This window comes from Streptomyces sp. NPDC101151, assembly GCF_044768335.1.
GTDB lineage: Bacteria > Actinomycetota > Actinomycetes > Streptomycetales > Streptomycetaceae > Streptomyces.
On record NZ_JBIWPP010000008.1, the window covers coordinates 293,705 to 318,599 of the forward strand.

Here is a 24,895-nt window from a genome sequence, read left to right on the forward strand (position 1 = left end):
ACGTCGAGCCTAGACGGTCCTACACCGTGGAGTGCAGCCGCAGGGTCCTGACCCCGCCGCCGGTGAGCAGCTCGACGATGCGCTCCCCGGCCGGCTTGCGCACCGAGGCGCCGCAGTCGGGGCAGGTGAAGGAGTAGAACGTCGTCCGGCTCGAGGCCCCGATGGCGAGGCGCAGAGCGCTCGCGGAGAGTTCGAAGCGGCCCCGGCAGTCCGGGCAGCCCGCCTTGAACATCACGGGAACCGCTCTCTTCATCCCGGCGAAGGCGGCCGCCACCGTCATCTGACCCGCACCGGACACCGCAGACTCGCTCAAAGCCCTCGCTCCTGCCTGTCGTGAACACCGTGCACCGCCGCCGGCGGTGTGTCTGTGTCGTACGCCGCCAGTGCCTCGCGGGCCGCCCGGCGGGCGCTGTCGGCCAGCTCGGGCGGCGAGACGATCCGGCCGTCGCCGCCGAGGCGCAGCGCCAGTCGGCGCAGGGAGGCCGGATCGGGGGTGCGCAGAGTGATACGCAGCCCGCCGTCGGGAAGCTCATCCGCGCTGTCGTGCGGGTAGTACTCGGCGACCCAGCGGCCGCCGGGGCCGACCTCGATCACGACCTCCGGGTCCTCGGCGGCCGGCTGCACCAGGGCCTCCGAGAGGTCCCGCAGCTCGATCTCCGGCGGTGCCGCGGGCTCGTCCAGGATTCTGATCTCGGCGACCCGGTCGAGCCGGAAGGTGCGCCGGGCCTCGGAGCGGCGGCACCAGGCCTCCACATAGGTGTGGCCGACGCTGACCAGGCGGATGGGGTCGATCTCCCGCTCGGTGACCTCGTCACGCGCCGGTGAGTAGTAGCGGATCCACAGTCTGCGGCGCTCCGAGATCGCGCGGTCCACGTCGGCGAAGACTCCGCCCTCGGACTCGAAGGTCACCGAGAGCCGGGAGCTGGCGCCGGCGACCTCGCCGGCCGCCGTCTCCACCTTGGCCGTCGCCCGCAGCAGGGCCTGGCGGTCGCTCTCCCGCAGTCCGGGCAGGGTCGACACGGCGCGGGCGGCCACCAGCAGGGCCGTGGCCTCGTCGGCGGCGAGCCGCAGCGGTTCGGCCGCCTCCTCGCCGAGCGCGGCCGGGTTGTGCCACCAGATGCGCTCGCCGTCGGTGTCGATGTCCAGCAGATCGCCGCCGCGGAAGCTGGTGCCGCACATCGGCAGCAGATCGAGGTCGGAGACCAGCTCGTCCTCGGTGATGCCGAAGGCGCGCGCGACGTCCGCGATCCTGGCGCCGGGGCGCTCCCGGAGGTAGGTGACCAGCGAGAGCATCCGCCGGGTCTGGTCGATGGCGTTCACGGGCCTGACCGGTTTGCCTGCCATGGTTCTGCTCCGCTCCCCCTCAGCCCTTGGCCACGGCACGCAGCCGGTCCACCACGTCGGCCCGCAGCTCGGCGGGCTCCACGACCACCACGTCCGGACCGAACTCCACCAGCCAGGCGTCCAGGCCGTGGCCGTACGGAATCTCCAACTCGTCCCAGCCGTCACCGAGTTCCCGGACCCTGGCGGCCTTCGCCCGAAGGGGGTAACCCGCTCCGGAACGCAGCCTGATCAGCGCCGACCGGTCGGCGATCTCCCCGGCCCAGCCGGCGACGGTCTCGCGCACGGTGACGACGTCGGGAACGGGCACGGTGAAGCCCGTACCGCGCGAGCGGACCCTGCCGGTGATCCGGGAGAGCCGGAAGACGCGCTCGGCGCCCCGGTCGCGGTCCCAGCCTGCCAGGTACCAGTGGCCGCGCCAGCACTCCAGCGCCCACGGCTCGACATGCCGGGGCCCGGGGTGGGCGGCGGAGGCCTTGCGGTAGTCGAAGACGACCGGGCGGCGGTCGCGGCAGGCCAGCATCAGCGGCTCGAAGGCGGCCTCGTGCACGGGGATGCGCGGCTCCAGGGCGCCGTGCGCCTCGTACGGGTCGACGTCCTCCGGCAGCCCGGCCGCGCGCAGCTTCTGCAGGGCGCCGCTGGCCGCGCCTGCCAGCCGCGCCTGCTGCCAGACCTTGGCGGCGAGGCCCAGCGCGGCGGCTTCCTCGGCATCCAGGGTGATGGGGGGCAGGCGGTTGCTGTCGCGGCGGGCGAGGTAGCCGATCTCGCCGTCGAGGTTCTCGACGGTCTCGATGACCAGGCCCAGCTCGCGCAGGTCGTCCTTGTCCCGCTCGAACATCCGGTTGAAGGAGTCGTCGCTGCCCGCTGCGCCCTTGTCCGGCCGGGCGGTCTCCAGGTACGCCTCGATGGAATCGCGCAGCTCGCGCTTGCTGAGCGGCCGTCGTGTGCCGAGCAGACACAGCGCGAGATTCATCAACCGCTCGGCCTTGGCAATGGCCATCGACGCCCTTCGCCTTCCTCATCATGCTTCTGACCGACGACCGTACCGCTCCGGGGTGTCGCGGCAAAAGCCGGAGCAAAGAAGGACGCCCATTGCGGACAGCAGGGGGCAAAGAAGAAGGGCCCATGCGGACAGCACGGGCCCTTCCTCGACCAGGATCGGTCAGCGCTTGGCCACGCCCACCAGGTCGCAGACGAAGATCAGCGTCTCGCCCGGGCCGATCGCCCGGCCGGCACCACGGTCGCCGTAGGCGAGGTGCGGGGGGATGGTCAGCTGGCGACGGCCGCCGACCTTCATGCCCTGCACGCCCTTGTCCCAGCCCTGGATGACCTGGCCGATGCCCAGCTGGAAGTCCAGCGGCGTGCCCCGGTTCCAGGAGGCGTCGAACTCCTCGCCGGTGGAGAACGCGACACCCACGTAGTGGACCTTGACGAAGTCATTGGCCTCGGCGAGCTCGCCGTCGCCCTCCCAGATGTCCTTGATCTCGAGGTCCGCCGGGGGCTCGCCGCCCGGGAAGTCGATCTCGGGCTTGTCGATGTTCACGTCAGAAGCTCCTGCTTGTGTACGACACGAAACACGGACAGTCTTTCATCCCCGCAGGTCTGCTGCCTGCCAGGTCGCCGCGGCGCGGCCTGCTACATCGCGGCCAGGATGTCCACCGAGAACACGAGCGTGGAGCCCTTCTTGATGGCGCCGCCGCTCGGCGGGGTGTCTCCGTAGCCCAGGTCCGGCGGTACGACGACGAGCACCCTGCTGCCCACCTTCTTGCCGGTCAGCCCCTGGGACAGGCCCTTGACGGCCTGCTGCATCTGCTCCAGGGAGAACTGGCTGAGGCGCCCGGAGCCGTACGTCTGCTGAAACGTCTTTCCGCCGTCCCAGACCACGCCCTTGAACTGGCACAGGATCGCCTGGTCCGCCTTCAGCTCGGCGCCGTCGCCCTCAAGGATGTAGTTCGACACCAGCTTCTTCGGCGGGTCGGACTTCGGGACGGTGATCTTGGGCTCGCTGCCGTCGGTGTTGGTACCCACCTGCGGCAGTGCGGCATCACCCTGCCCGACCGGCTTGCCCTTGGACGAGCTCTTGGAGTTGAAGGCATCGATCAGATCGATGACGAAGACCAGGTTGTCGGTGCCCTTGATGCCCGCCTGCGGGTTCCCCGACTTGCCGTAGCCCCAGGTGGGCGGGACGGCGATCTGAACGCGGCTGCCCACCTTCTTGCCCGCCAGTGCATACCGCCAGCCGTCGATGATGCTGCCCTGGGCGAGCTGCATGATCAACGGGCTGTGGCGGTCGTAGGAGTTGTCGAAGACCTTGGCGGTGCTCCAGATCTGGCCCAGGTAGTTCGCCTGGACGAAGTCGTTCTCCGCGACCGTGCGGCCGCTGCCCGCGATGACCGTCTTGACCGCGAGGTCCTTCGAGGGCTCGCCCGGCCCCTTGGCCACGGTGGGCTTCTCGCCGAACTTCGTGCCCGCCGTGATCGCCGGCAGCGGCCCGTCCACGATCTTGGGCGGGGGCGCGGAGGACGCCGAGGGTGTCGGAGACGCACTGGCCTTGCTGGAGTCGGACTTGTCGTCGCCGCACCCGGCGAGCGTGACCAGTCCTGCGGGTACAGCGGCGAGGAGGAGTGAACGTCGGCGCACGGAGATGCCTCGTAATCGGTCGATCTTGTGGATTGGCGTGCGCGCAACTCTACGACGTGAGCGGGGCGCCGTACCGAAAACGTACGGCGCCCGTGTGGCGTTCCGGCAATTGCACGCGGAAACGCTTGACTCACATACCTTCGTCACATTCCGGCGATGAGCTTCTCCACGCGGTCGTCCACCGAACGGAACGGGTCCTTGCACAACACGGTGCGCTGTGCCTGGTCATTGAGCTTCAGGTGTACCCAGTCGACCGTGAAGTCCCGGCGCTGTTCCTGCGCCCGGCGGATGAAGTCGCCACGCAGCCGGGCCCGAGTGGTCTGCGGGGGAACCGACTTACCCTCGAAGATCTTCAAATCGTTGCAGATCCGGGTGGCTTGGCCCCTTTTTTCCAGCAGGTAGTACAGACCACGACGGCGGTGGATGTCGTGGTAGGCGAGGTCTATCTGGGCGACCCGCGGGTGCGACATGGTCATGTTGTGCTTGGCCCGGTACCGCTCGATGAGCTTGTACTTCATGACCCAGTCGATCTCGGTTCCGATGCGATCCAGTTCCTCGGTCTCGATCGCGTCGAGGGTGCGGCCCCACAGCTCCAGGACCTGCGCGACGGTGCCGGTGCGGATGCCCCGGCGGTCGCAGAAGTCCACGGCCTTGTCGAAGTACTCGCGCTGCACCTCCAGCGCGGAGGCCTCCCGGCCGCTGGCCAGGCGCACCTTGCGCCGTCCGGTGATGTCATGGCTGACCTCGCGGATCGCCCGGATCGGGTTCTCCAGGGTGAGGTCGCGCATCACGGTGCCCGCCTCGATCATGCGCAGCACCAGGTCGGTGGCGCCGACCTTGAGCAGCATGGTCGTCTCGGACATGTTCGAGTCGCCCACGATGACGTGCAGACGGCGGTAGCGCTCGGCGTCCGCGTGCGGTTCGTCGCGGGTGTTGATGATGGGCCGGGAGCGGGTCGTCGCCGAGGAGACGCCCTCCCAGATGTGCTCCGCTCGCTGGCTGACGCAGTAGACGGCGCCGCGCGGGGTCTGCAGGACCTTGCCCGCACCGCACAGCAGCTGCCTGGTCACCAGGAACGGGATGAGAATGTCCGCGAGCCGGGAGAACTCCCCGTGCCGGGCCACCAGGTAGTTCTCGTGGCAGCCGTAGGAGTTGCCCGCCGAGTCGGTGTTGTTCTTGAAGAGGTAGACGTCGCCCGCGATTCCCTCCTCGTGCAGGCGTCGTTCCGCGTCCACCAGGAGTCCCTCGAGAATGCGCTCGCCGGCCTTGTCGTGGGTGACCAGTTCGGTCACGTTGTCACATTCGGGTGTCGCGTATTCCGGATGTGACCCCACGTCGAGATAGAGCCGGGCGCCGTTTCGCAGAAAGACATTGCTGCTGCGGCCCCATGACACGACACGGCGGAAGAGGTACCGCGCCACCTCGTCAGGAGACAGGCGGCGCTGTCCCCTGAACGTGCACGTGACGCCGTACTCGTTCTCCAGCCCGAAAATGCGGCGGTCCATGACTGAACATTACGCCCGATCCCCTGAGCTGAAACGGGGTTCGGCAGCACGATTTGGATCAGTTTCCGATGAAGCCGCAACGACCCCGCCCCGCACGGGAGCTGCGAGGACCCGCCCGGTGGCGAGCAGGACCAGCAGGGACACGGCCCCCGCCGCACCCGGAAGCACGAATCCCCACAGCGCGCCACCGGCCTGGACCACCGGGCCCGCCAGGCCCGTTCCCACCGAGGCGCCCACGGTGAACGTCGTCACGAGCCAGGAGAACGCCTCGGTGACGGTGCCGCTCGGCGCGTGCCGGTCGACGATGATGAACGCGCAGGCGATGCAGGGGGCCAGGAACACACCGGACACCGTGGTGAGCAGCACCATGGCGACCGCACCGGGCATCAGCGTCAGCGGCAGGTAACACACCGCCAGAAGCGCCACCAGGACGCGCAGTCGCCGTTCGGGCATGCCACTCCACTGGCGGGCACCATAGACGCTGCCGCCGATGAGCGCCCCGAGGCCGAGCGCGGCCATCAGCCAGCCGTAGACGGCGTCGCCGCCGTGGTCGTCGGCGTACGGCACCGAGGCCACGGTGATGGAGCCGAGCGCCATGCCGACGAACAGGAACGCACCGAGCAGCGCGAGCAGGCCGGGCGAGCGCAGGGCGCCCAGCCAGTGTGCCTCGCGCGGTGCCGAGCGCCACGCGCGCGAGGGCGGCGAAAGGACCACCGAGAGGGCGCCGAGGACCCCGACGGCATTCAGCACCAGCAGGGCCGCACGCTCCGACCAGAGCGAGACGCAGAGGGTCACCAGCAACGGGCCGACCGTGAACATGACTTCCTGCGCGACCGCGTCCATGGCGTAGGCCGTGTGGACCTGCTCCTCACGGCGGAGCACCGAGGGCCACAGGGCGCGCAGACCGCCCTCCAGGGGCGGCGTGAAGAGGCCGGCGGCCGCGACGGAGGCGTACGCGAGGGGCAGCGGGTCGGTGCCCGAGAAGGCGAAGACCGTCATGGCGAGAGCCGAGAGGACGGCGGCGGGGAGCTGGATGCGCGGCTGCCCGTACAGGTCCACGAGCCGGCCGAGCACCGGCTGGCCCACCGCGTTGGCGACGCCGTACACGGCCGCGAGGGCGCCCGCCAGGCTGTAGGTGCCGCCCTCACCGCGGACGAACAGCACCAGGGCGATCGCGGCGGTCGCATTGGGCAGCCGGCCCACCAGCGTGCCGGTCAGCAGACGGGCCGCATGTCTCGCCCTGAGGATCTCCAGGTATCCCGCGGCCATGTCCCGCCTCCAAGTGTTACGTATAACCCCGTCTCTCATACGTACCATGTGCGCTGTTCACACGTCCAGACGACCGGAAGCGACCGGGACGGCGCGCCGGTGTCCGAGCCACGAGCACGCGCAGGCCCGCAGGGCCGGCACGGCCACGGCCCGACACCGGCCGACGCACCCCCGGGCGAACGACCGGAAGAACCGGAAGAAGAGGAGCAGGCCCACCGTGGCACGCAGCAGCACGCGCCCGACCAGCCGTGACGTCGCGCAGGCGGCCGGGGTCTCCCAGGCGGCCGTCTCGCTCGTGCTGGGCGACAAGTGGCGCGGCCGCGTCTCGGCGGCCACCGCCGAGCGGGTCCGCGAAGCCGCACGGGAACTGGGCTACCGGCCCAACCTCGCCGCCCGCAATCTGCGCCTGGGCCGCACCCGCACGGTCCTGCTCGTCGTACCGGCCCTGACGACCGAGTTCTTCGCCGGCGTCTACACCGGCGCGGCACGGGTCGCCGCCCGGCACGGCTTCGGTGTCGTCCTGTACCCCTCCCCCGAGGGCATCGGCCCGGCCCGCAACCCCTTCGCCTCCGCACAGGCCGCCCTCGACGGCGTCATCGCCTCCTCCATGGCCGCCGACGCACTCAGCGCGATCCGGGGCGACCAGCTGCCCCTGGTCATGCTCGACAGCGACCCGGAAGGCAGCCTGGGCGCCGCGACCGTCAACCTGGACATCGCCGACGGCGTCCGGCAGGTCACCGAACACCTGCTCGGCCTCGGCCACCGCCGCATCCTGCACCTCGCCGCCGACGTGGCCTCCTGGACCTTCGAGATGCGCGCACGCGAACTGGCGACACGCCTGGCCGCCGTACCGGGGACGCAGATCCGTACGGCCTCCGCCCCGATCTCCATCGAAGAGGCCCTGGCCGCCACCGAGGCCGCACTCACCGCACCCGGGCCCCGCCCGACGGCGGTGGTCTGCGACGACGACAAACTCGCCGCCGGCGCCTACAAGGCCCTGCGCCGCCTGGGCCTCAGGGTGCCCGACGACGTCTCCGTGACCGGCCTGGACGACCTGGCCCTGGCCACGGCCCTGGACCCCGAGCTGACGACCGTACGACTGGACGCCGAGCTGTTCGGGGAACGCGGCATGGAAGCCCTGCTGGCGGTCCTGGAGGGCCGGGAGCCCGAGGCCGGGGACATCCCCGTGGAACTGGTCGTCCGGGGCTCCACCGCACCGCCACGCACCCCCTGAACGCCCGTGTGCCCCGACCGGGGAACCGGACGGGGCACACGGAGCGGGACGAGGGCGGGGCCTACTCCTCGTCGGAGCTCTCCGCCTCGGTGGCCGCACCGTCCGCCTCCAGGAGGCGGGAGAGCTGGCGGCCGACGATGCGCTTGAACTTGCGCTTCTGCGGGCGCGTACGGTCCAGCACCGCGACCTCCAGGCGCTCGGCGGGGATCTCCCGCTCGCTGCCGTTGGTGTCACGGGACAGGGCCTGTACCGCCAGCTTCAGAGCCTCGGCGAGACTCATGCCGTCCTGGTGACGCTGGTCCAGGAAACTGCTGATCTGCTCCGCGTTGCCACCCACCGCCACCGAGCCGTGCTCGTCCACGATGGACCCGTCGTGCGGCAGCCGGTAGATCTGGTCGCCCTCGGGCGTCTCGCCGACCTCGGCCACGACCAGCTCCACCTCGTACGGCTTCTCGGCCGCGGAGGAGAAGATCGTGCCCAGCGTCTGCGCATACACGTTGGCCAGGCCCCGGGCGGTGACGTCGTCCCGGTCGTAGGTGTAGCCGCGCAGGTCGGCGTAGCGAACGCCGCCGATGCGGAGGTTCTCGTACTCGTTGTACTTACCGGCGGCCGCGAAGCCGATCCGGTCATAGATCTCGCTGAACTTGTGCAGCGCACGGGACGGGTTCTCGCCGACGAACACGATGCCGTCGGCGTACTGCAGCACGACCAGGCTGCGACCGCGGGCGATGCCCTTGCGGGCGTACTCCGCCCGATCGGCCATGGCCTGCTGGGGTGATACATAGAACGGCGTCGACACCGGTTATCCGTCCCTTTCTGTCATGGTCACTGGATCACCTCGATAAGAACAGCGCCCGCGCTCAGAGCAGGGCGGCCTTGGGCCCGTCCGGCTCCTGCAGGCGCCGCTCGAGCACCGCACGGGAGAGCTCGGAGGACTCGTCCTCGGTGAGCCGGCGGAAGCCGTCCTCGGTGATCACGGTGATGATCGGGTAGATCCGGCGGGCGACATCGGGACCACCGGTCGCCGAGTCGTCGTCTGCCGCGTCGTACAGGGCCTGGACCACCAGGGTCGTGGCCTGTTCCTGGCTCAGGTCGTCACGGAACAGCTTCTTCATGGCACCGCGCGCGAAGATCGAGCCGGAGCCCGTCGCCGCGAAGTTGTGCTCCTCGGAGCGGCCGCCCGTCACGTCGTAGGAGAAGATGCGACCCTTCTCGCGGTCCAGGTCGTACCCGGCGAACAGGGGCACCACGGCCAGGCCCTGCATGGCCATGCCGAGATTGGAACGGATCATGGTCGACAGCCGGTTCGCCTTGCCCTCCAGCGACAGCTGGGCACCCTCGACCTTCTCGAAGTGCTCCAGCTCCAGCTGGAAGAGCTTGACCATCTCGACGGCGAGACCGGCGGCGCCGGCGATACCGACGGCCGAGTACTCGTCCGCCGGGAAGACCTTCTCGATGTCCCGCTGGGCGATGACGTTGCCCATGGTGGCCCGGCGGTCACCGGCGAGCACCACACCACCGGGGAACGTGACAGCCACGATCGTCGTACCGTGCGGCGCCTCGATCACCCCCTGGGTGGGCAGCTGCCGCTTGCCGGGCAACAGCTCCGGCTGGTGCTCCGACAGGAAGTCCATGAACGAAGAAGACCCTGGCGTCAGGAAGGCAGCTGGTAGACGCCCGGTGCCACGACTATTGGCTTCCACGAGTTTCCTTCCAGATAGGCGGCTGCCCGGCGTACGGCGTCGGGGTTGTCACCCAACTTGCCGATGGCCGAATTGCAGTTGAAGCACAGTACGCCACGGACCCTACCCGTCTTGTGGCAGTGATCCACATGCACAGCGGAGGCGTCCAGACAGATCACGCAGAGCCCGCGCTGAGCAACGACCATCGCGTCACGCTCAGCTTCGGTCAGGCCGTAGTTGCGCCTGAGATGGTCCTGCCGCCCCTTCACCGCCTTGCACGCCTTGCAGAGCGTCGCCAGGCCGTCCGAGGCACTGCTGTTCCGCGTCCACTCGCTGTGCGGCTTGATCTCGCCACAGGTACGGCAGTACTTGTGACCTTCGGGCACTTTGACTCTGGGGCGGACATTGCGCCCCTGGGCCAGCTGTCTCTGCTGGTGGTAGGCGGCCGCACACTCCCGGCAACAGGCCTGCAGACCATCACGCATCGACTTGTTCTTCGCGAATGCTGCTCGCGGCTTGTGTCCCTTGCACCGCGAGCAGCGCTTCGCACCCTCTTGGTATGCCAACCCGATTCCCCGCGATCACCTTCGATTCGAAGGCTACTCGCCGCCTTTCTGAACGAAACTTCGAACGAAGTCCTCCGCGTTCTCCTCCAGGACATCGTCAATCTCGTCCAGGACGGAGTCCACGTCGTCGCTCAGCTTCTCGTGCCGCTCCTTGAGGTCCTCGGAAGCCTGCGCGTCCTGCGCCTGCTCCTCGACCTCTTCGGTGGAGCGCGTGGCCTTCTGCTGGCCGCCGCCGGTGTCCTTCGTTGCCATATCCCTCACCCCGCTCAGTTCGCCCGACATGGTCGACGGGTCGGCATTCCTGCCGATCGGTGATGATCAGACCCTACAAGCCGGGTCCGACATCGGCCCCGCAGTTTCGACAACGTGCGGGGGCCACCTCGATGATTCCCGGGCGATCGGGTTTCCACCCTGTGCGCCCGGGCCGGTACAAGTGCCCGCTGATCGCGCTCAGCCGCCTGACAGGACCCTGACCAGGTCTTCCGCCGTGCGGCAGCGGTCCAGCAGCTCCTTGACGTGATTTCGCGTTCCGCGAAGCGGTTCGAGGGTTGGAACGCGCTGGAGCGAGTCCCGGCCGGGGAGGTCGAAGATGACCGAGTCCCAGGAGGCCGCGGCCACGTCGTCCGCGTACTGCTCCAGGCAGCGGCCGCGGAAGTAGGCACGCGTGTCCTCCGGCGGCTTCGTACGGGCCCTGTCGACCTCGGACTCGTCCAGGAGCCGCTTCATCCGCCCGCGGGCCACCAGGCGGTTGTAGAGGCCCTTCTCGGCGCGTACGTCGGCGTACTGCAGGTCGACCAGGTGCAGCCGGGCCGCGTCCCAGTCGAGGCCGTCGCGGCGGCGGTAGCCCTCCATCAGCTCCCGCTTGGCGACCCAGTCCAGCTCGCCGGCCAGGCTCATCGGGTCGTTCTCCAGCCGGTTGAGCGTGTCCTCCCAGCGGGAGAGCACGTCCTTGGTCTGTTCGTCGGCGTCCGCCCCGAAGCGCTCCTCCACGTACTTGCGCGACAGCTCGTAGTACTCCATCTGCAGCTGGACCGCGGTGAGCGTCCGGCCGCTGCGGAGGGTGACCAGGCGCTTGAGGGACGGGTCGTGCGAGACCTGGTGGAGGGTGCGGACGGGCTGGTCCACGGCCAGGTCCACGGCGATGAAGCCGTCCTCGATCATGGACAGGACCAGGGCGGTCGTGCCCAGCTTGAGGTAGGTGGAGATCTCGGAGAGGTTGGCGTCGCCGATGATCACATGCAGGCGGCGGTACTTCTCGGCGTCCGCGTGGGGCTCGTCGCGGGTGTTGATGATCGGGCGCTTGAGGGTGGTCTCGAGGCCCACCTCGACCTCGAAGTAGTCCGCGCGCTGGCTGAGCTGGAAGCCGTGCTCGTGCCCGTCCTGGCCGATGCCGACGCGGCCCGCTCCGGCGAAGACCTGACGGGAGACGAAGAACGGGGTGAGATGGCGCACGATGTCCGAGAAGGGGGTCTCCCGCTTCATCAGGTAGTTCTCGTGCGTGCCGTAGGAGGCGCCCTTGTTGTCGGTGTTGTTCTTGTAGAGGTGGATCGGCTGGGCGCCGGGGAGCTGTGCGGCCCGCTCGGCGGCCTCGGCCATGATGCGCTCGCCGGCCTTGTCCCAGAGGACGGCGTCACGTGGATTGGTCACCTCGGGGGCGCTGTATTCGGGGTGGGCGTGGTCCACGTAGAGGCGCGCACCGTTGGTGAGGATCACGTTGGCGAGGCCGATGTCCTCATCGGTGAGCTGGCTGGCGTCGGCGGCCTCCCGGGCGAGGTCGAAGCCTCGCGCGTCCCGCAGCGGATTCTCCTCCTCGAAGTCCCAGCGGGCCCGGCGGGCCCGGTGCATCGCCGCCGCGTAGGCGTTGACGATCTGGGACGAGGTGAGCATGGCATTGGCGTTCGGGTGGCCGGGGACGGAGATCCCGTACTCCGTCTCGATGCCCATTACTCGCCGTACGGTCATGCGGCCCTCCTTGCCCGGCGGCACCCTCGGTCGTGGGCGCCGCTCAAGTACCGCTGGCGCTCCGGTGCGTGTGCGGTGCCCGTCCCCGCACTGCGCGACTCGGCGGTAGGAAAGAGCCTAGAACGCCTTTGCGCTGGTGGGGAGATCATTTGCGTCATTGCCTGCTCCGGTCGTGGCCTGAAAAACAGTCGGCTGCGGGCACCCGCCGAGGGCACCCGCAGCCGCCCTGCTCTTACAGGTACTGACCGGTATTCGCCACCGTGTCGATGGAGCGTCCGGTGTCCGCGCCCTGCTTTCCGGTGATGAGCGTACGGATGTACACGATCCGCTCGCCCTTCTTTCCGGAGATCCGGGCCCAGTCGTCCGGGTTCGTGGTGTTGGGCAGGTCCTCGTTCTCCTTGAACTCGTCCACGCATGCCTGGAGCAGGTGGGAGACGCGGAGACCCTTCTGGCTCTTCTCCAGGAAGTCCTTGATCGCCATCTTTTTGGCGCGGCCCACGATGTTTTCGATCATGGCGCCGGAATTGAAGTCCTTGAAGTAGAGGACTTCCTTGTCGCCATTGGCGTAGGTGACCTCCAGGAAGCGGTTTTCCTCGGATTCGGCGTACATGTGCTCGACCGCTGTCTGGATCATGCTCTGGACAGTGGTCTCCTTGCTGCCGCCGTGCTCGCCGACGTCGTCGGAGTGCAGCGGGAGCCGCTCGGTGAGGTACTTGCCGAAGATGTCCTTCGCGGCCTCGGCGTCCGGACGCTCGATCTTGATCTTCACGTCGAGCCGGCCGGGGCGCAGGATGGCGGGGTCGATCATGTCCTCGCGGTTGGAGGCGCCGATCACGACCACGTTCTCCAGGCCTTCGACACCGTCGATCTCGGCGAGCAGCTGCGGGACGATGGTGTTCTCCACGTCCGAGCTGACGCCGGAGCCACGGGTGCGGAAGAGCGACTCCATCTCGTCGAAGAAGACGATCACGGGGGTGCCTTCGCTGGCCTTCTCACGCGCACGCTGGAAGACGAGGCGGATCTGCCGCTCGGTCTCGCCGACGTACTTGTTCAGCAGCTCGGGGCCCTTGATGTTCAGGAAGAAGCTCTTGCCGGCGGCCTGGCCGGTCACCTCGGCGACCTTCTTGGCCAGCGAGTTGGCCACGGCCTTGGCGATCAGGGTCTTGCCGCAGCCGGGGGGGCCGTAGAGCAGGACGCCCTTGGGCGGCCGCAGCTCGTGCTCCTTGAACAGGTCCGGGTAGAGGTACGGCAGCTCGACCGCGTCGCGGATGGCCTCGATCTGGTTGCCGAGGCCGCCGATCTGCTCGTAGCCGATGTCGGGGACCTCTTCGAGGACGAGTTCCTCGACCTCGCTCTTGGGCACGACCTCGTAGACGTAGCCGGAGCGGGGTTCGAGCAGCAGGGCGTCGCCGGGGCGGATGGTGACGTCCAGCAGTGGTTCGGCGAGCCGCACCACCCGCTCTTCGTCGGTGTGCCCCAGCACGAGGGCGCGCTCGCCGTCCTCGAGGATCTCCTTGAGGGTGACGATGTCGCCGACGCGCTCGTACTCCATGGCCTCGACCACGTTGAGCGCTTCGTTGAGCATGACTTCCTGGCCGCGCCTGAGGTCGTCGAGCTCGACGCTGGGGCTCACGTTCACGCGGAGTTTGCGGCCGCCGGTGAAGATGTCGGCGGTGCCGTCCTCGTTGGCCACGAGGAAGACCCCGAAGCCGGCCGGCGGCTGGGCGAGCCGGTCGACCTCTTCCTTGAGGGCCACGATCTGGTCGCGGGCCTCGCGGAGCGTGTTGGCCAGTCGTTCGTTCTGCGCGGAGACGCCGGCCAGGTTCGTCTGCAGCTCGACGATCCGCTCTTCGAGAATCCTCGTGTGCCGCGGAGAGTCGGCGAGCTTGCGTCGCAGGACGGCGATCTCCTGCTCAAGGTAGGCGATCTGCCCGGCCGGGTCGTCGGACCCTCGTCCCGGGCGGATGCCGCGGTTCATGTCGTCGTCGTGGGCTGCCACGGTCCTCACCTCCTCCAAGGGGAGCTGGACGCTTCCAGACCCTACCTGGGTGGGTGACGATTGAAACCCCTAGATCACAATGACTGTCAAGGTGTGTCGTCGGTCACCCGGTGCGCTCCCTCTCGCACGGAGGGAATACCCACTCAACGTCATTCGGAAGCGACTTGTTCCTTGTCGGGAGCGGTCAAAACCCTTCAGGACTGGCTGGAGTTGTCCCTTCCGGGCCGGTCGCCCGGTACGTGGGCAGGCTTGCGGACGCTCTTGCGATCATCACGCAGAGCGACGGCCCGGACGGTCGGCGTCACCTCCGGAGCGGCCTGAAGTGTTCCCTCCGGCCTGCGGGGCTCCCTTCCCCGGTCGGGCCCTCGTACCCGAGGGTGCCGGGGAGGAAACCCCATCCCCGTCGAACACGGCCGGAAAGCGCGCGGAGGTAGGGTCGAGGTGTTCAACAGCCGCTGGAGCGGACCCGGCTGGCGTGCGCGCCGGGGGCACCGCCCGGCGAACCGACGGCAGGAGAGATGACCGTGCAGCAGGAGGCCCCGGGCGGCGAGGCGCTGGAGGTCTGGATCGACCAGGACCTGTGTACCGGCGACGGGATCTGCGTCCAGTACGCCCCCGAGGTGTTCGAGCTGGACATCGACGGGCTGGCCTATGTGAAGGGCGCGGACGACGAGCTGCTTCAGGACAGGGGTGCCACGACGCCGGTGCCGCTGCCGCTGCTCACGGACGTGGTGGACTCGGCGAAGGAGTGCCCCGGCGACTGCATCCACGTGCGCCGGGTTCTGGACAAGGTCGAGGTGTACGGGCCCGACGCCGGCTGAGTCCGGGCCGGGCCCGGGTGGGTCAGACGCTGTGGGCCCCGGCCGGGGTGGAGCGGAGGAACGCGCCGCCGTTCCAGTGCCACTTGGCCGGGGTCTTCACGTCGGGGCAGCAACTGGGCACGTCGGCCGAGGAGTAGCCGAGCAGGGTGGCGGTGACGGCCCGTGCGCGCAGGGCGAGGTCGGTGACGGTGACCCGGTTCTTGGGGTCGACGAGGGTGGCGACCACGCGGGCCCTGCCGCCGTCCGTTCCCCGGGTGAGGACGTAGACCCCGTCCGGCGGGGTGCCCATGGGGGCGTCGCAGTGCACGACCGCGACGGTTTCCGGCCTGCCGTCGCCGTCCAGATCGCCGGTGGCCTGCTTCACCACCACCGCCTTCACCGGTCCGCACTCGAGAGGGAAGTGCACGCCCGCCGTGCTGGGCGGCGCGACGACGGCGGGGGCGGACTTGACCTCGGTGCCGGGGGTCGGCTGGGCTGCCGTGGCCGATCCGGGCTGCACGACGGAGGACAGGGCGATCACTCCGGCGACCGCGGTGGCGGTGGCGACCCAGTGGATGGGCCGCGTGTGCGTGTGGGCGAGCTCCGGAACGGCGGATTGCTGCACTAGCAGTGTCTCCTGTGAGGGCTGTGCCGGTGGGGGGGGTGGCCAGCATGGTGCCACACGTCACAGTGCGGGGGAACGGCGGGGTCGGTACGGAATTCCCGCAGGCGAAGGGTCCGCGCGCGCGGGTTCGTACGCGTCGTGGTGCCCTGTCAACGGACGGGCGCCGTGACCGAGTTCCCGGGATGGGTCGGGAACTCGGTCACGGCGCCCTCGCGTTGTGCTCGGTGGCCGCCGGTCAGCGGGCGGTGCCGCCGTCGGCGTTGGGGCCGGCGTAGTCCTCGCCGTAGGCGCCCTTGGCGGGGCGGCGGCGGCGCATGGGCGGCTCGACGCCGTCGGCCAGGCGGCGGGCGGTCAGCAGGAAGCCGGTGTGGCCGATCATCCGGTGGTCCGGGCGGACGGCCAGGCCCTCGATGTGCCAGTTGCGGATCATCGTCTCCCAGGCGGTCGGCTCGTTGAAGCAGCCGATCTCCCGGATGGACTCGACGGTCCGGGCGAGCTGGGTGGTGGTGGCCACGTAGCAGCACAGGATGCCGCCGGGCACGAGCGCCTTGGAGACGGCCTCCAGGCATTCCCAGGGGGCGAGCATGTCGAGGATGACGCGGTCGACGTCGGCGTCGCTCAGGTTGTCCTGGAGGTCGCCGACGGTGAGCTGCCAGGCGGGGTGCGGGCCCCCGAAGTAGCGCTCCACGTTCTGCTGGGCGATCTCGGCGAAGTCCTCGCGGCGCTCGTAGGAGTGCAGCATGCCCTGGTCGCCGATGGCGCGCAGCAGGAAGCTGCTGAGCGAGCCGGAGCCGACTCCCGCCTCCACGACGCGTGCGCCGGGGAAGATGTCGGCGAAGGCCAGGATCTGCCCCGCGTCCTTGGGGTAGACCACGGCGGCGCCGCGGGGCATGGACAGGACGTAGTCGGGGAGCAGGGGGCGCAGCGCGAGGTAGGCGACGTTTCCGGTGGTGCGGACAACGCTGCCCTCGGGAGCGCCGATCAGCTCGTCGTGGGGGAAGGAACCCTTGTGGGTGTGGAAGTTCTTCCCGGCCTCGAGCGTGAACGTGTAGTGGCGGCCCTTGGGGTCGGTCAGCTGAACCTGGTCCCCGACCTTGAAGGGCCCGCGCCTGCGGGCGGCACCGGTCGGTTCGGACATGTGACCAGCCTACCGGGGTTTGTGGGGGCCGCCGACCACTACGACGGCCTGGCCATGGCCTTCACGAAGGCGCGCTCGACGTCCGCGGCGGACAGGACGCCGTAGATCTCGCCGGTCTCCTCGACCACCAGGTATTCCGTCGCCGGGGATGCCCGCAGGGCGTCCAGCAGCTCCTCCCCGGACAGTTCGGCGGAGACCCGCATGCCGTCGGTCAGGTCCTGGGCGAGGCCGCTGACGGCCACCCAGGGGCGGCGGTGCTCGGGTACGCCGACGATGGCGGCCTCGCGGACGAGGGAGAGGGGGTTGCCGTCGGCGTCGACGACCACCAGGGCGCGGGCGCCTGCGGCGTTGGCGCGGCGCAGCGCCTCGGAGAGCGGGGTGTCGGTCTGCACCGGTACGGCCCGCCGGGTCAGGGTGCGGGCGCGCAGCTCGGGGAGGTGCTCGCGCAGGCGGGCCATGCGCAGGCTGTTGCCGGCGCCGGTCCAGATGATCGCGGCGAGGATGGCGGCGAGCAGGGCGTCGGTGACGGTGTCCATGCCGCTGATGTCCTCGTTGCCGCCGCCGAGGGCGCCGGACTGGTTGAGCAGCGGCAGGCCGATCAGGACGCAGAGGGCGAGGGCGCGGCCGACCCAGGCGGCGGCGACGGTGCCGCTCATCGGCTTGCCGGTGATCTTCCAGACGACGGCGCGGAGCATGCGGCCGCCGTCCAGGGGCAGGCCGGGCAGCAGGTTGAAGATGGCGACGATGAGGTTGGAGATCATCAGGCCGGCCAGCAGGACGCCCGGCACGGTGTCGGGTTCCACCGGCTTCATGGCCAGGTAGAACAGCCCGGCGAGGACGAGTGAGAGCAGTGGGCCGACGAAGGCCAGTACGAACTCCCGGCCCGGGGTCTCGGCCTCCTTCTCGATCTCGGAGACGCCGCCGAAGAACTGGAGCTGGATGCGGCGGACGGGGAGCTTGAAGCGGATCGCGGCGACCGTGTGGGCCAGCTCGTGGACCAGGACGGAGGCGTAGAAGGCGACGGCGAAGAACAGGGAGACCAGGTAGCGGGCGGCGCCCAGCTCGGGCAGCACCCGGTCCAGCTGACCGCCGAAGACCCAGGTGATCAGTGCGGCGACGAGGAACCAGCTCGGCGCGACGTACACCGGCACACCGAAGGGACGGCCCATGAGCAGCCCGCCGCCGGGTTCCTTGGGCCGCGGCTGGGGCGGCTCGCCCTTGGCGATCCCGGAGTGGGCGAGCGACCGGTGCTCACCGGCGTCGGCACGGGTGCCCGCGGCGGGCGTGTCGTCGCCGCCCCGGGACTGCGAGCCCACGCCCTTGTGACGGGCGGCGGCTGTGTCGTCGCCGGCCTGTGGCTGCGGGCTCGCGGCGCGCACATCCTCGCCGGTCCGCGGCTGCGGGGTGGAGGCTCGCGCGGGCTCACCGGCCCGTGGCTGCGGGCTCGCGGCTCCGGCATCCTCGCGCTCCGCCGGCTCCCGGTCCGCCGCCCCGGCGTCCTCGGCAGTCGTCGGCTGTGGGGGCGCGGCGTGCGGATGGTTCCGGGCGGGGGCGGTCTCGTGTGGGTCCCGGGCCGTGGGAGGCGTGTGGTCCGGGGCATCGTGGGGCTCCGGACCGGGGTGGTCGGTGGGTCCGGTCGCCGGGGCCGTAGGACCTGCGGGGTGCTCGGCCGGCTCGTCTTTGCCGGACCGCGGCTGCCCGGTCCCGCCGCTCACGTCCACGCTGTCCCCTCGTTCGAAGCGTCTTCCGTCCGTGTGGGGCGGAAGGGTCTGTGGTCGATGGTATGCGGCCGTGGTGGCACGTTCCGCCCCGGCACCCCTTGTGTTTGCCCCGCCGTCGTACGGACGACTCGGGCGACGGCTGGGTCACTGTCAGTGCCGGGCCGTATGGTCTGTGGTCATGGACAGCAGCAGCGAGGACGCGGGGGCCCTGCCGGGCGCGGTGGAGGGGACGGCCCCGGCGGCGGAGGCGGACGGAACGGCGACGGCCGGGCCGGGCGGGAATGCCGACGTCAGCGGTGGTGGTGCCGAGTCGGTGGGTGAGCGTGCAGCCGTCGCACCCACCTCGTTGTCGCCTTCCCGTGCCAGTGACTTCATGCAGTGTCCGCTGCTGTACCGGTTCCGGGTGATCGACCGGTTGCCGGAGAAGCCGAGTGAGGCGGCGACCCGGGGGACGCTGGTGCATGCCGTGCTGGAGCGGCTGTTCGACGCGCCTGCCGGGGAGCGGACCGCACCGCGGGCCAAGGCGTTGATCCCGGCGCAGTGGGACCGGTTGCGGGAGAGCAGGCCGGAGGTGGGCGAGCTGTTCGCCGACGATCCGGAGGGGGAACGGCTCGCCCGCTGGCTCGGTGAGGCCGAGTCGCTCGTGGAACGCTGGTTCACGCTGGAGGACCCGGCGCGGCTGGAACCCGCGGAGCGGGAGCTGTTCGTGGAGGCCGAGCTGGATTCCGGGCTGCGGCTGCGCGGGATCATCGACCGCGTCGACGTGGCGCCCACCGGCGAGGTCCGGATCGTCGACTACAAGACGGGGAAGGCGCCGCGGCCTGAGTACGCCGAAGGCGCGCTGTTCCAGATGAAGTTCTACGCCCTGGTGGTGTGGCGGCTGAAGGGGGTCGTGCCGCGCCGGCTCCAGCTGGTCTATCTCGGCAGTGGGGACGTGCTGACCTATGACCCCGTCCTCGCCGACCTGGAGCGCGTGGAGCGCAAGCTGCTGGCGCTGTGGGAGGCCATCAGACAGGCCACGGAGAGCGGTGAGTGGCGGCCACGGCCGACCAAGCTGTGCGGCTGGTGCGACCACCGGGCGCACTGCCCGGAGTTCGGCGGTACTCCCCCGCCCTATCCGCTGCCGGTGAGGGCGCCCGAGTCGGGTGCCGTGCAGCAGGGCAGAATGGGGCCGGACTAGCGAAGGAGTGTCACGTGGCCATCCGCGTCCTACTGGTCGACGACCAGCCGTTGCTGCGTACGGGTTTCCGGATGATCCTGGAGGCCGAGCAGGACATCGCGGTCGTGGGTGAGGCCGGTGACGGTCTGCAGGCCCTCGATCAGGTACGAGCCCTGCAACCGGATGTCGTGCTCATGGACATCCGGATGCCGCGGATGGACGGGGTGGAGGCGACCCGTCAGATCAGCGGGCCGGGGCGGGACGGCCCGGCGAAGGTTTTGGTGCTGACCACGTTCGACCTGGACGAGTACGTGGTGGAGGCGCTGCGGGCGGGGGCGAGCGGGTTCCTGCTCAAGGACGCGCCCGCCAACGAGCTGGTGCAGGCGATCCGAGTGGTCGCGGCCGGTGAGGCCATGCTCGCGCCGAGCATCACCCGCCGGCTGCTGGACAAGTACGCCACGCATCTTCCCTCCGGTGAGGAGCCCGTGCCGGACACCCTGCACACCCTCACCGACCGTGAGGTGGAGGTGCTGAAGCTGGTGGCACGCGGCCTGTCCAACGCCGAGATCGCCGCCGACCTGTTCGTCAGCGAGACCACCGTCAAGACGCACGTCGGGCACGTCCTGACCAAGCTGGGCCTCAGGGACCGGGTGCAGGCCGCGGTGTACGCGTACGAGAGCGGCCTGGTGCGTCCTGGCGCGCAGTAGGCCCGGCAGTGCCAGGGGCGCCCCTCCCGCGTGGAGAAGGGCGCCCTCGGTGTCATCGGGACGAGCGGCGGTCAGCCCTTGCTCAGCTCCCAGAAGCGGAACACCGTCGAGGCGTCCAGGCAGTATTCCAGGCCGTAGACGCCGTCGCGGGCGAGCGCGTACTGCTTGGCCTGCCAGACCGGCAGCACGGGCAGTTCGGCGGCGACGATGTCCTGCAGCTTCCCGAAGTCCCCGTCGGTCGCGGAGCGGTCGCTCTGTGCGGCCGTTGCGGGGATCAGGGAGCCGGTGATCGTGCGGTTGCTGTAGTTGTTGCCCAGCACGTTGCCCTTGCCGAAGAAGGGGGCCGTGAAGTTGTCGGCGTCCGGGTAGTCGGGCACCCAGCCCTTCACGTACACGCCGTACTTGCCCTGCTCGATGTCCTTCTCGTACTGGTCGAAGGCGACGGACTTGACGTCGGCCCGGAACAGTCCGCTCGCGTTGAGCTGGGCGGCGATGGCCTTCAGCTCCTCGTCGGTGGCGGGGCCGTAGCGTGACGGCGTGGACCAGAGGGTGAGCTTCACCTTGCCGGTGATGCCCGCGGCGCGCAGCGCTGCGGCGGCCTTGTCCTTGGAGGGGCGGGCGCCGTAGGTGTCGAAGAAGGCCGTGTTGTGGCCGGCGATGCCCGCCGGGACGATCGAGTACAGCGGGGTGGCGGTGCCCTGGTAGACGTTCGAGACCAGGGCGTCGCGGTCGATGAGGTGGGCCATGGCCTTGCGGACGCCGAGCTTGCCCGCCACCGGGTCCTTCATGTTGAAGACCAGGTGCTGGACCTCGGCGCTGCTGCCCTCGATGACGTCGATGCCCTTGCTGCCGTCCTGCTGGTCCAGGTCGGCGATGTCGGTCGCGGTCAGACCGCGGTAGGCGATGTCGACGTCGCCGCTCTCGAGGGCCTTCTTCAGGGCGGTCCGGTCGCCGTGGAAGAACTTCAGCGTGACGCCCGAGTTCTTCGTCTCGGCGGTGCCCTGGTAGTCGGGGTTGACCGAGAAGACCGCCTGCTCCTTGTCGAAGGAGTCCAGCTTGTAGGGCCCGGAGCCGACGGCCTTTTCGTCGGTGCGCAGGCCGTTCGCGTCGTACTGCCGGTGGTCGACGATGGAGCCGGCTCCGGAGGCGATCTTGCTGGGGAAGGTGGCGTCGGGGACCTTGAGCTTGAAGACGACCGTCTTCGCGTCCGGTGTCTCGACGGTGTCGAGCATCGGGAACATGATCGCCGGGCCGGCGGCGTCGTCGATGTGCAGCATGCGGTCGAAGGAGAACTTCACGTCCTCGGAAGTGAGGGCGTCACCGTTGCTGAACTTCAGGCCGTCCTTGAGGGTGCACTTGTACACCATGGCGCGGGTGTCGGTGAAGGTGCACTGCTTCGCCGCCTCCGGCTGCGGCTCCGTCCCGCCCTTGGGGAAGCCGAGCAGCGACTGGAAGACGTTGTTGAACAACAGCCAGGAGCCGGGGTCGTAACCGGAGGCCGGGTCCGTGGCGAGGACGTCGTCGGACATCCCCATCACCACGGAGGAGCCGGTACCCCCGGAACCACCGGTCTCCGAGCCACAGCCGGTCAACAGGCCGGAGGCCAGCCCCGCCACGATCGGCAGGACTGGCCACTGGTTGCGCATGTTCACTATGTGCCTTGTCGTCGGTTCGTCGATCCGGGGCCCCCGTTCCGTGCCCCGGACAAAGAGAGACGTCAGCCGCTCACTCCGCGGCTGAGCTCCCACAGCTGAAGCGTCGAGGAGGAGTTGAGGGCGTAGGAGACGCCCGTGATGTTGTCCCGTGCGGCGACGTACTGCTTGCCCTGCCACAGCGGCAGCACGGGGACGTCCTCGGCGACGATGTCCTGGATCTCGGTCAGGCTCTTGGCGGCGTTGAGCCGGTCGGCCTCACGGCGGGACTCCGGGATCAGCGTGCGCCGGATGGTGCCGTTGGAGTACGGCGAGCCGAGGAAGTTGCCCTTGTCGAGGAAGGGCGCGAGGAAGTTGTCGGCGTCCGGGAAGTCGGGGAACCAACCCATGCCGTAGACGTCGTAGTCGCCCTTCTTCTCGGCGGGCCGGAAGGTCGCCCAGGGGTGGCCCTGGATGCTGACGTCGAACAGGCCGCTGCCGTTGAGCTGCTTCTGCAGGATCTCGAACTCCTGCTTGGTGGCCGAGCCGTAGTGGTCGGTCGTGTAGTGCAGGGTCAGCTTCACCGGGGTGCTGATGCCGGCCTTGGCCAGCAGGTTCTTCGCCTTGGCGGCGCTGGGGTCGCCGTACTTGTTGAAGAACGAGTTGGAGTGGCCGGTGAGGGTCGCCGGGACCAGCGAGTACAGCGGCTCGGCCTGGGTGCCGTAGACCTTGGAGACGAGTTCGCCGCGGTTGATGACCTGGGCCATGGCCTGGCGGACGGCCTTGCTCTTCACGGTGGACGCGTTGGTGTTGAAGGCCAGGTAGCGGATCTCCAGGCCCGGCATGTCGACCAGGTCGACGTTCGCGTCGGAGCCGGCGTCGAGCTTGTCGATCTGCGCCGGGGACATGGCGCGGGTCATGACGTCGATGTCGCCCTTGTCGATCGCCTCGCCCATGAGCTTCGCGTTGCGGAAGGCCCGCATCACGACCTCGTCGTTCTTCACCTCCACGCTGCCCTTGTAGGAGGGATTCTTGGCGAAGGTGGCGCTGACGATCGCGTTGTCCTCGACCTCGGCCTTGAAGGTGTACGGACCGGAGCCGTCGACCTCGAAGCCGTCGCGCAGCTTGCGCTTGTCGTAGTTCTTGGGGTTGACGATGCCCGCGACCGGGGTGGACAGCTTGTACGGGAAGGTGGCGTCGGCCGTCTTGAGGTGGAAGATGACCTCGCGCTCGCCCTGGGTCTCGACCGTGTCGATGGTGTTGAGCAGGGTCGCGACACCGCTGTCCGCGTTGATGTGCAGGGCACGCTCGATGGAGAACTTGACGTCCGCAGCCGTGACCGCGTCGCCGTTCGCGAACTTCAGGCCCTCACGCAGCTTGCAGGCGTAGCGCTCGTTGCCGCTGTCGGTGAAGGAACAGCTCTCGGCCGCCTCCGGCACGGGCACGCCCTCGCCCTTGGGCTGGGTCAACAGGGTCTGCACGGTCTGGCGCAGGATGTTCCAGGTGCCGACGTCGTAGGCGTAGGCCGGGTCGAGGGGCGCGGGGGCGTCGCTCGTCACGGTGAACCGGTCCGTGGTGCCGACGACGATGGCGTCCCCGCTCTTGCTCCCGCTGTCGGATCCGCCGCACGCGGCGAGAACCGGGGCGAGCAGGCCGGCCACTGCCGGCAGCACCAGAGTCTTGCGGTTCATGCGGGAGTTTCTCCAGAGCTGTTCGAGTCCGTGTACCCGGCATGCATGGGTGGTGCGGCGGATCACGGGGGTTGCGGCGATGTTCTCGCGACGAGATTAGTCCGCGCCCGCAGGAGGGTTCGCTGCCCCGTGAGTTGAGCCCCCATCACGCAGTGAAACCGGGTGTGGACACACCGAAAACCCGACAGCGGCAGGATTGGTGCAGCATTCCATCAATCGGGACACAAGGGCACGTCCGACGCCCCTGGACCGGGGTGGTCGGCACACCGGGGCAACGTTGTCGAGGGCGGCCGACGTGGGGAACGTCACACTTCCAACTGGGTTGGCGGTTACCGCAATTCAGCCGGGCGACCCGCTTCGAATTCCACTTGGGTGTACTTCCCCGGAATTTTGTCCAACCCGTCCAATGGACTTTGCACGCTGGGTGAACGACTAGCGCATTTCCGTCATCAGACCGCGCAGAAATGCCAGGTCGACCTCTTCGAGGGAGGTGACGACCGTGCGCCGGTCGGTGGGCGCGATGGGTGCCACCGAGGGCACGGCGACCACCCGGCAGCCCGCCGCCTCCGCGGCCTGGACGCCCGTCGCGGTGTCCTCGATCACCGCGCACCTGGCCGGATCGGCACCGAGCCCGGCGGCGGCGAGCAGATACGGGTCCGGGTACGGCTTGGTGCGCGACACCTCGTCGCCGGCGACGGTCAGGGCGAAGTGCTGGGGGCCGAGGGCGGCCAGCACGCGGTCGATGATGCGCCGGTGCGAGGCGGAGACCAGGGCGGTCGGGATCTCGTACTCGTACAGCTCGGCGAGCAGCCGGGCGGCGCCCGGCATCAGCGGCAGGGCGTGGCCGATACGGTCCTCGAACCCGTCGTTGAGCAGGGTCGTGAGCTCGGCGAGGGTGATGTCGGCGCCCGTGGCCTCGATCAGGAACCCCGCGCTGCGGGTCATGGGACCGCCGACCACGACATGGCGCCAGGTCTCGTCCAGGGTGTGGCCGAGGGCGGCGAAGACCTCCACCTCGACGTCCCACCAGAAGCCCTCGGTGTCCACCAGGGTGCCGTCCATGTCGAGGAGCACCGCCTGCAGGGCTGAGCCTTCGGCCGTACGGGTTCCGAGCGCAGGGACTGTGCTGGTCATCCTGGCGCACCTCCTTGGGGACGACCAGGCCGGCTCCCGGACAGGGAACCGGCCTGCAGTGGACCGACCAGTGTACGACTTATCGGATCAA

At 69.5% G+C, this 24,895-nt stretch carries 23 protein-coding genes; 4 read left to right on the plus strand and 19 right to left on the minus strand.

Annotated features, from left to right (window positions below):
* Window positions 1–19 precede the first annotated feature (19 nt).
* The 7 genes from ACIRU3_RS18445 to ACIRU3_RS18475 all read right to left on the minus strand — a co-directional run bounded on the left by ACIRU3_RS18445 (window position 20) and on the right by ACIRU3_RS18475 (window position 6,755).
* A complete protein-coding gene (locus ACIRU3_RS18445; protein ID WP_404057326.1) occupies window positions 20–313 on the minus strand; it encodes a hypothetical protein in 294 nt (97 codons plus the stop codon).
* Window positions 310–1,344, minus strand: a complete 1,035-nt coding sequence (locus ACIRU3_RS18450) for a helix-turn-helix transcriptional regulator (RefSeq protein WP_404057328.1) — start codon at window positions 1,342–1,344, stop codon at window positions 310–312. Before ACIRU3_RS18450 ends, ACIRU3_RS18445 begins: the two co-directional genes overlap by 4 nt.
* Window positions 1,345–1,363: 19 nt before the next feature.
* Window positions 1,364–2,341 (minus strand): helix-turn-helix transcriptional regulator, encoded by a 978-nt coding sequence (locus ACIRU3_RS18455; protein ID WP_404057330.1) that lies wholly within the window; start codon window positions 2,339–2,341, stop codon window positions 1,364–1,366.
* A gap of 162 nt (window positions 2,342–2,503) precedes the next feature.
* Window positions 2,504–2,884 (minus strand): FKBP-type peptidyl-prolyl cis-trans isomerase, encoded by a 381-nt coding sequence (locus ACIRU3_RS18460; protein WP_404057332.1) that lies wholly within the window; start codon window positions 2,882–2,884, stop codon window positions 2,504–2,506.
* A 92-nt stretch (window positions 2,885–2,976) separates the two neighbouring features.
* Window positions 2,977–3,981: an FKBP-type peptidyl-prolyl cis-trans isomerase gene (locus ACIRU3_RS18465; RefSeq protein WP_404057334.1), complete on the minus strand. Its 1,005-nt coding sequence runs from the start codon at window positions 3,979–3,981 to the stop codon at window positions 2,977–2,979.
* A 143-nt stretch (window positions 3,982–4,124) separates the two neighbouring features.
* Window positions 4,125–5,486, minus strand: a complete 1,362-nt coding sequence (pafA, locus tag ACIRU3_RS18470; protein ID WP_404057336.1) for a Pup--protein ligase — start codon at window positions 5,484–5,486, stop codon at window positions 4,125–4,127.
* A gap of 9 nt (window positions 5,487–5,495) precedes the next feature.
* Entirely contained in the window at window positions 5,496–6,755 is a 1,260-nt protein-coding gene (locus tag ACIRU3_RS18475; RefSeq protein ID WP_404057338.1) for an MFS transporter, read from the minus strand.
* A gap of 217 nt (window positions 6,756–6,972) precedes the next feature.
* On the opposite strand from ACIRU3_RS18475, the gene ACIRU3_RS18480 reads away from it, so the two are divergent.
* Complete coding sequence (locus tag ACIRU3_RS18480; protein WP_404057340.1) at window positions 6,973–7,989, plus strand: LacI family DNA-binding transcriptional regulator; 1,017 nt, start codon at window positions 6,973–6,975, stop codon at window positions 7,987–7,989.
* 61 nt (window positions 7,990–8,050) lie between these two features.
* Here ACIRU3_RS18480 and prcA read toward each other — a convergent pair whose 3' ends face one another.
* The 6 genes from prcA to arc form a co-directional block, all read right to left on the minus strand.
* The gene (prcA, locus tag ACIRU3_RS18485) at window positions 8,051–8,788 is read right to left on the minus strand and encodes a proteasome subunit alpha (protein ID WP_404057342.1); all 738 of its coding nucleotides are present in this window, start codon (window positions 8,786–8,788) and stop codon (window positions 8,051–8,053) included.
* Window positions 8,789–8,849: 61 nt separating this feature from the next.
* Window positions 8,850–9,692 carry a proteasome subunit beta gene (gene prcB, locus ACIRU3_RS18490; RefSeq protein ID WP_404057344.1) on the minus strand — a complete coding sequence of 281 codons (843 nt, stop codon included), beginning with the start codon at window positions 9,690–9,692 and terminating at the stop codon, window positions 8,850–8,852.
* The gene (locus ACIRU3_RS18495; protein WP_404057422.1) at window positions 9,644–10,057 is read right to left on the minus strand and encodes an endonuclease VII domain-containing protein; all 414 of its coding nucleotides are present in this window, start codon (window positions 10,055–10,057) and stop codon (window positions 9,644–9,646) included. Before ACIRU3_RS18495 ends, prcB begins: the two co-directional genes overlap by 49 nt.
* 213 nt (window positions 10,058–10,270) lie before the next feature.
* The gene (locus ACIRU3_RS18500) at window positions 10,271–10,489 is read right to left on the minus strand and encodes a ubiquitin-like protein Pup (RefSeq protein WP_020939002.1); all 219 of its coding nucleotides are present in this window, start codon (window positions 10,487–10,489) and stop codon (window positions 10,271–10,273) included.
* A 198-nt stretch (window positions 10,490–10,687) separates the two neighbouring features.
* Window positions 10,688–12,199, minus strand: coding sequence for a depupylase/deamidase Dop (gene dop / locus ACIRU3_RS18505; RefSeq protein ID WP_404057346.1), 1,512 nt, complete (start codon window positions 12,197–12,199; stop codon window positions 10,688–10,690).
* Between the two features lie 232 nt (window positions 12,200–12,431).
* Window positions 12,432–14,198, minus strand: a complete 1,767-nt coding sequence (gene arc / locus ACIRU3_RS18510) for a proteasome ATPase (RefSeq protein ID WP_404057348.1) — start codon at window positions 14,196–14,198, stop codon at window positions 12,432–12,434.
* Window positions 14,199–14,716: 518 nt separating this feature from the next.
* Between arc and ACIRU3_RS18515 the strand changes: the two genes are divergently transcribed.
* A complete protein-coding gene (locus tag ACIRU3_RS18515; protein ID WP_404057350.1) occupies window positions 14,717–15,019 on the plus strand; it encodes a ferredoxin in 303 nt (100 codons plus the stop codon).
* Window positions 15,020–15,041: 22 nt separating this feature from the next.
* On the opposite strand, the gene ACIRU3_RS18520 is transcribed toward ACIRU3_RS18515, so the two are convergent.
* From ACIRU3_RS18520 to ACIRU3_RS18530, 3 genes are all read right to left on the minus strand, one after another.
* On the minus strand, window positions 15,042–15,623 hold the full coding sequence (locus ACIRU3_RS18520; protein ID WP_404057352.1) for a hypothetical protein: 582 nt from the start codon (window positions 15,621–15,623) through the stop codon (window positions 15,042–15,044).
* Between the two features lie 235 nt (window positions 15,624–15,858).
* Entirely contained in the window at window positions 15,859–16,761 is a 903-nt protein-coding gene (locus tag ACIRU3_RS18525; RefSeq protein ID WP_404057354.1) for a tRNA (adenine-N1)-methyltransferase, read from the minus strand.
* A gap of 38 nt (window positions 16,762–16,799) precedes the next feature.
* Window positions 16,800–18,482, minus strand: coding sequence for a site-2 protease family protein (locus ACIRU3_RS18530; protein WP_404057356.1), 1,683 nt, complete (start codon window positions 18,480–18,482; stop codon window positions 16,800–16,802).
* A gap of 178 nt (window positions 18,483–18,660) precedes the next feature.
* Here ACIRU3_RS18530 and ACIRU3_RS18535 point away from each other — a divergent pair, with 178 nt between their 5' ends.
* Together ACIRU3_RS18535 and ACIRU3_RS18540 are read left to right on the plus strand one after the other, a co-directional pair.
* Window positions 18,661–19,662: a RecB family exonuclease gene (locus ACIRU3_RS18535; RefSeq protein ID WP_404057358.1), complete on the plus strand. Its 1,002-nt coding sequence runs from the start codon at window positions 18,661–18,663 to the stop codon at window positions 19,660–19,662.
* A gap of 14 nt (window positions 19,663–19,676) precedes the next feature.
* The gene (locus ACIRU3_RS18540; RefSeq protein ID WP_094216819.1) at window positions 19,677–20,348 is read left to right on the plus strand and encodes a response regulator transcription factor; all 672 of its coding nucleotides are present in this window, start codon (window positions 19,677–19,679) and stop codon (window positions 20,346–20,348) included.
* Window positions 20,349–20,419: 71 nt separating this feature from the next.
* Here the strand turns inward: ACIRU3_RS18540 and ACIRU3_RS18545 are convergent, their stop codons facing one another.
* The 3 genes from ACIRU3_RS18545 to ACIRU3_RS18555 form a co-directional block, all read right to left on the minus strand.
* A complete protein-coding gene (locus tag ACIRU3_RS18545; RefSeq protein WP_404057360.1) occupies window positions 20,420–22,000 on the minus strand; it encodes an ABC transporter substrate-binding protein in 1,581 nt (526 codons plus the stop codon).
* A gap of 65 nt (window positions 22,001–22,065) precedes the next feature.
* Window positions 22,066–23,670 (minus strand): ABC transporter substrate-binding protein, encoded by a 1,605-nt coding sequence (locus ACIRU3_RS18550; RefSeq protein WP_404057362.1) that lies wholly within the window; start codon window positions 23,668–23,670, stop codon window positions 22,066–22,068.
* Between the two features lie 432 nt (window positions 23,671–24,102).
* Entirely contained in the window at window positions 24,103–24,804 is a 702-nt protein-coding gene (locus ACIRU3_RS18555) for an HAD family hydrolase (RefSeq protein WP_404057364.1), read from the minus strand.
* Window positions 24,805–24,895: the final 91 nt, after the last annotated feature.

Coding starts and splice junctions, on each gene's coding strand:
- pafA (WP_404057336.1), bottom strand. CDS start 5,486: ATGGACCGCCGCATTTTCGGGCTGGAGAACGAGTACGGCGTCACGTGC.
- ACIRU3_RS18515 (WP_404057350.1), top strand. CDS start 14,717: ATGACCGTGCAGCAGGAGGCCCCGGGCGGCGAGGCGCTGGAGGTCTGG.
- ACIRU3_RS18475 (WP_404057338.1), bottom strand. CDS start 6,755: ATGGCCGCGGGATACCTGGAGATCCTCAGGGCGAGACATGCGGCCCGT.
- ACIRU3_RS18555 (WP_404057364.1), bottom strand. CDS start 24,804: ATGACCAGCACAGTCCCTGCGCTCGGAACCCGTACGGCCGAAGGCTCA.
- ACIRU3_RS18450 (WP_404057328.1), bottom strand. CDS start 1,344: ATGGCAGGCAAACCGGTCAGGCCCGTGAACGCCATCGACCAGACCCGG.
- dop (WP_404057346.1), bottom strand. CDS start 12,199: ATGACCGTACGGCGAGTAATGGGCATCGAGACGGAGTACGGGATCTCC.
- ACIRU3_RS18535 (WP_404057358.1), top strand. CDS start 18,661: ATGGACAGCAGCAGCGAGGACGCGGGGGCCCTGCCGGGCGCGGTGGAG.
- ACIRU3_RS18500 (WP_020939002.1), bottom strand. CDS start 10,489: ATGGCAACGAAGGACACCGGCGGCGGCCAGCAGAAGGCCACGCGCTCC.
- ACIRU3_RS18550 (WP_404057362.1), bottom strand. CDS start 23,670: ATGAACCGCAAGACTCTGGTGCTGCCGGCAGTGGCCGGCCTGCTCGCC.
- ACIRU3_RS18455 (WP_404057330.1), bottom strand. CDS start 2,341: ATGGCCATTGCCAAGGCCGAGCGGTTGATGAATCTCGCGCTGTGTCTG.
- ACIRU3_RS18525 (WP_404057354.1), bottom strand. CDS start 16,761: ATGTCCGAACCGACCGGTGCCGCCCGCAGGCGCGGGCCCTTCAAGGTC.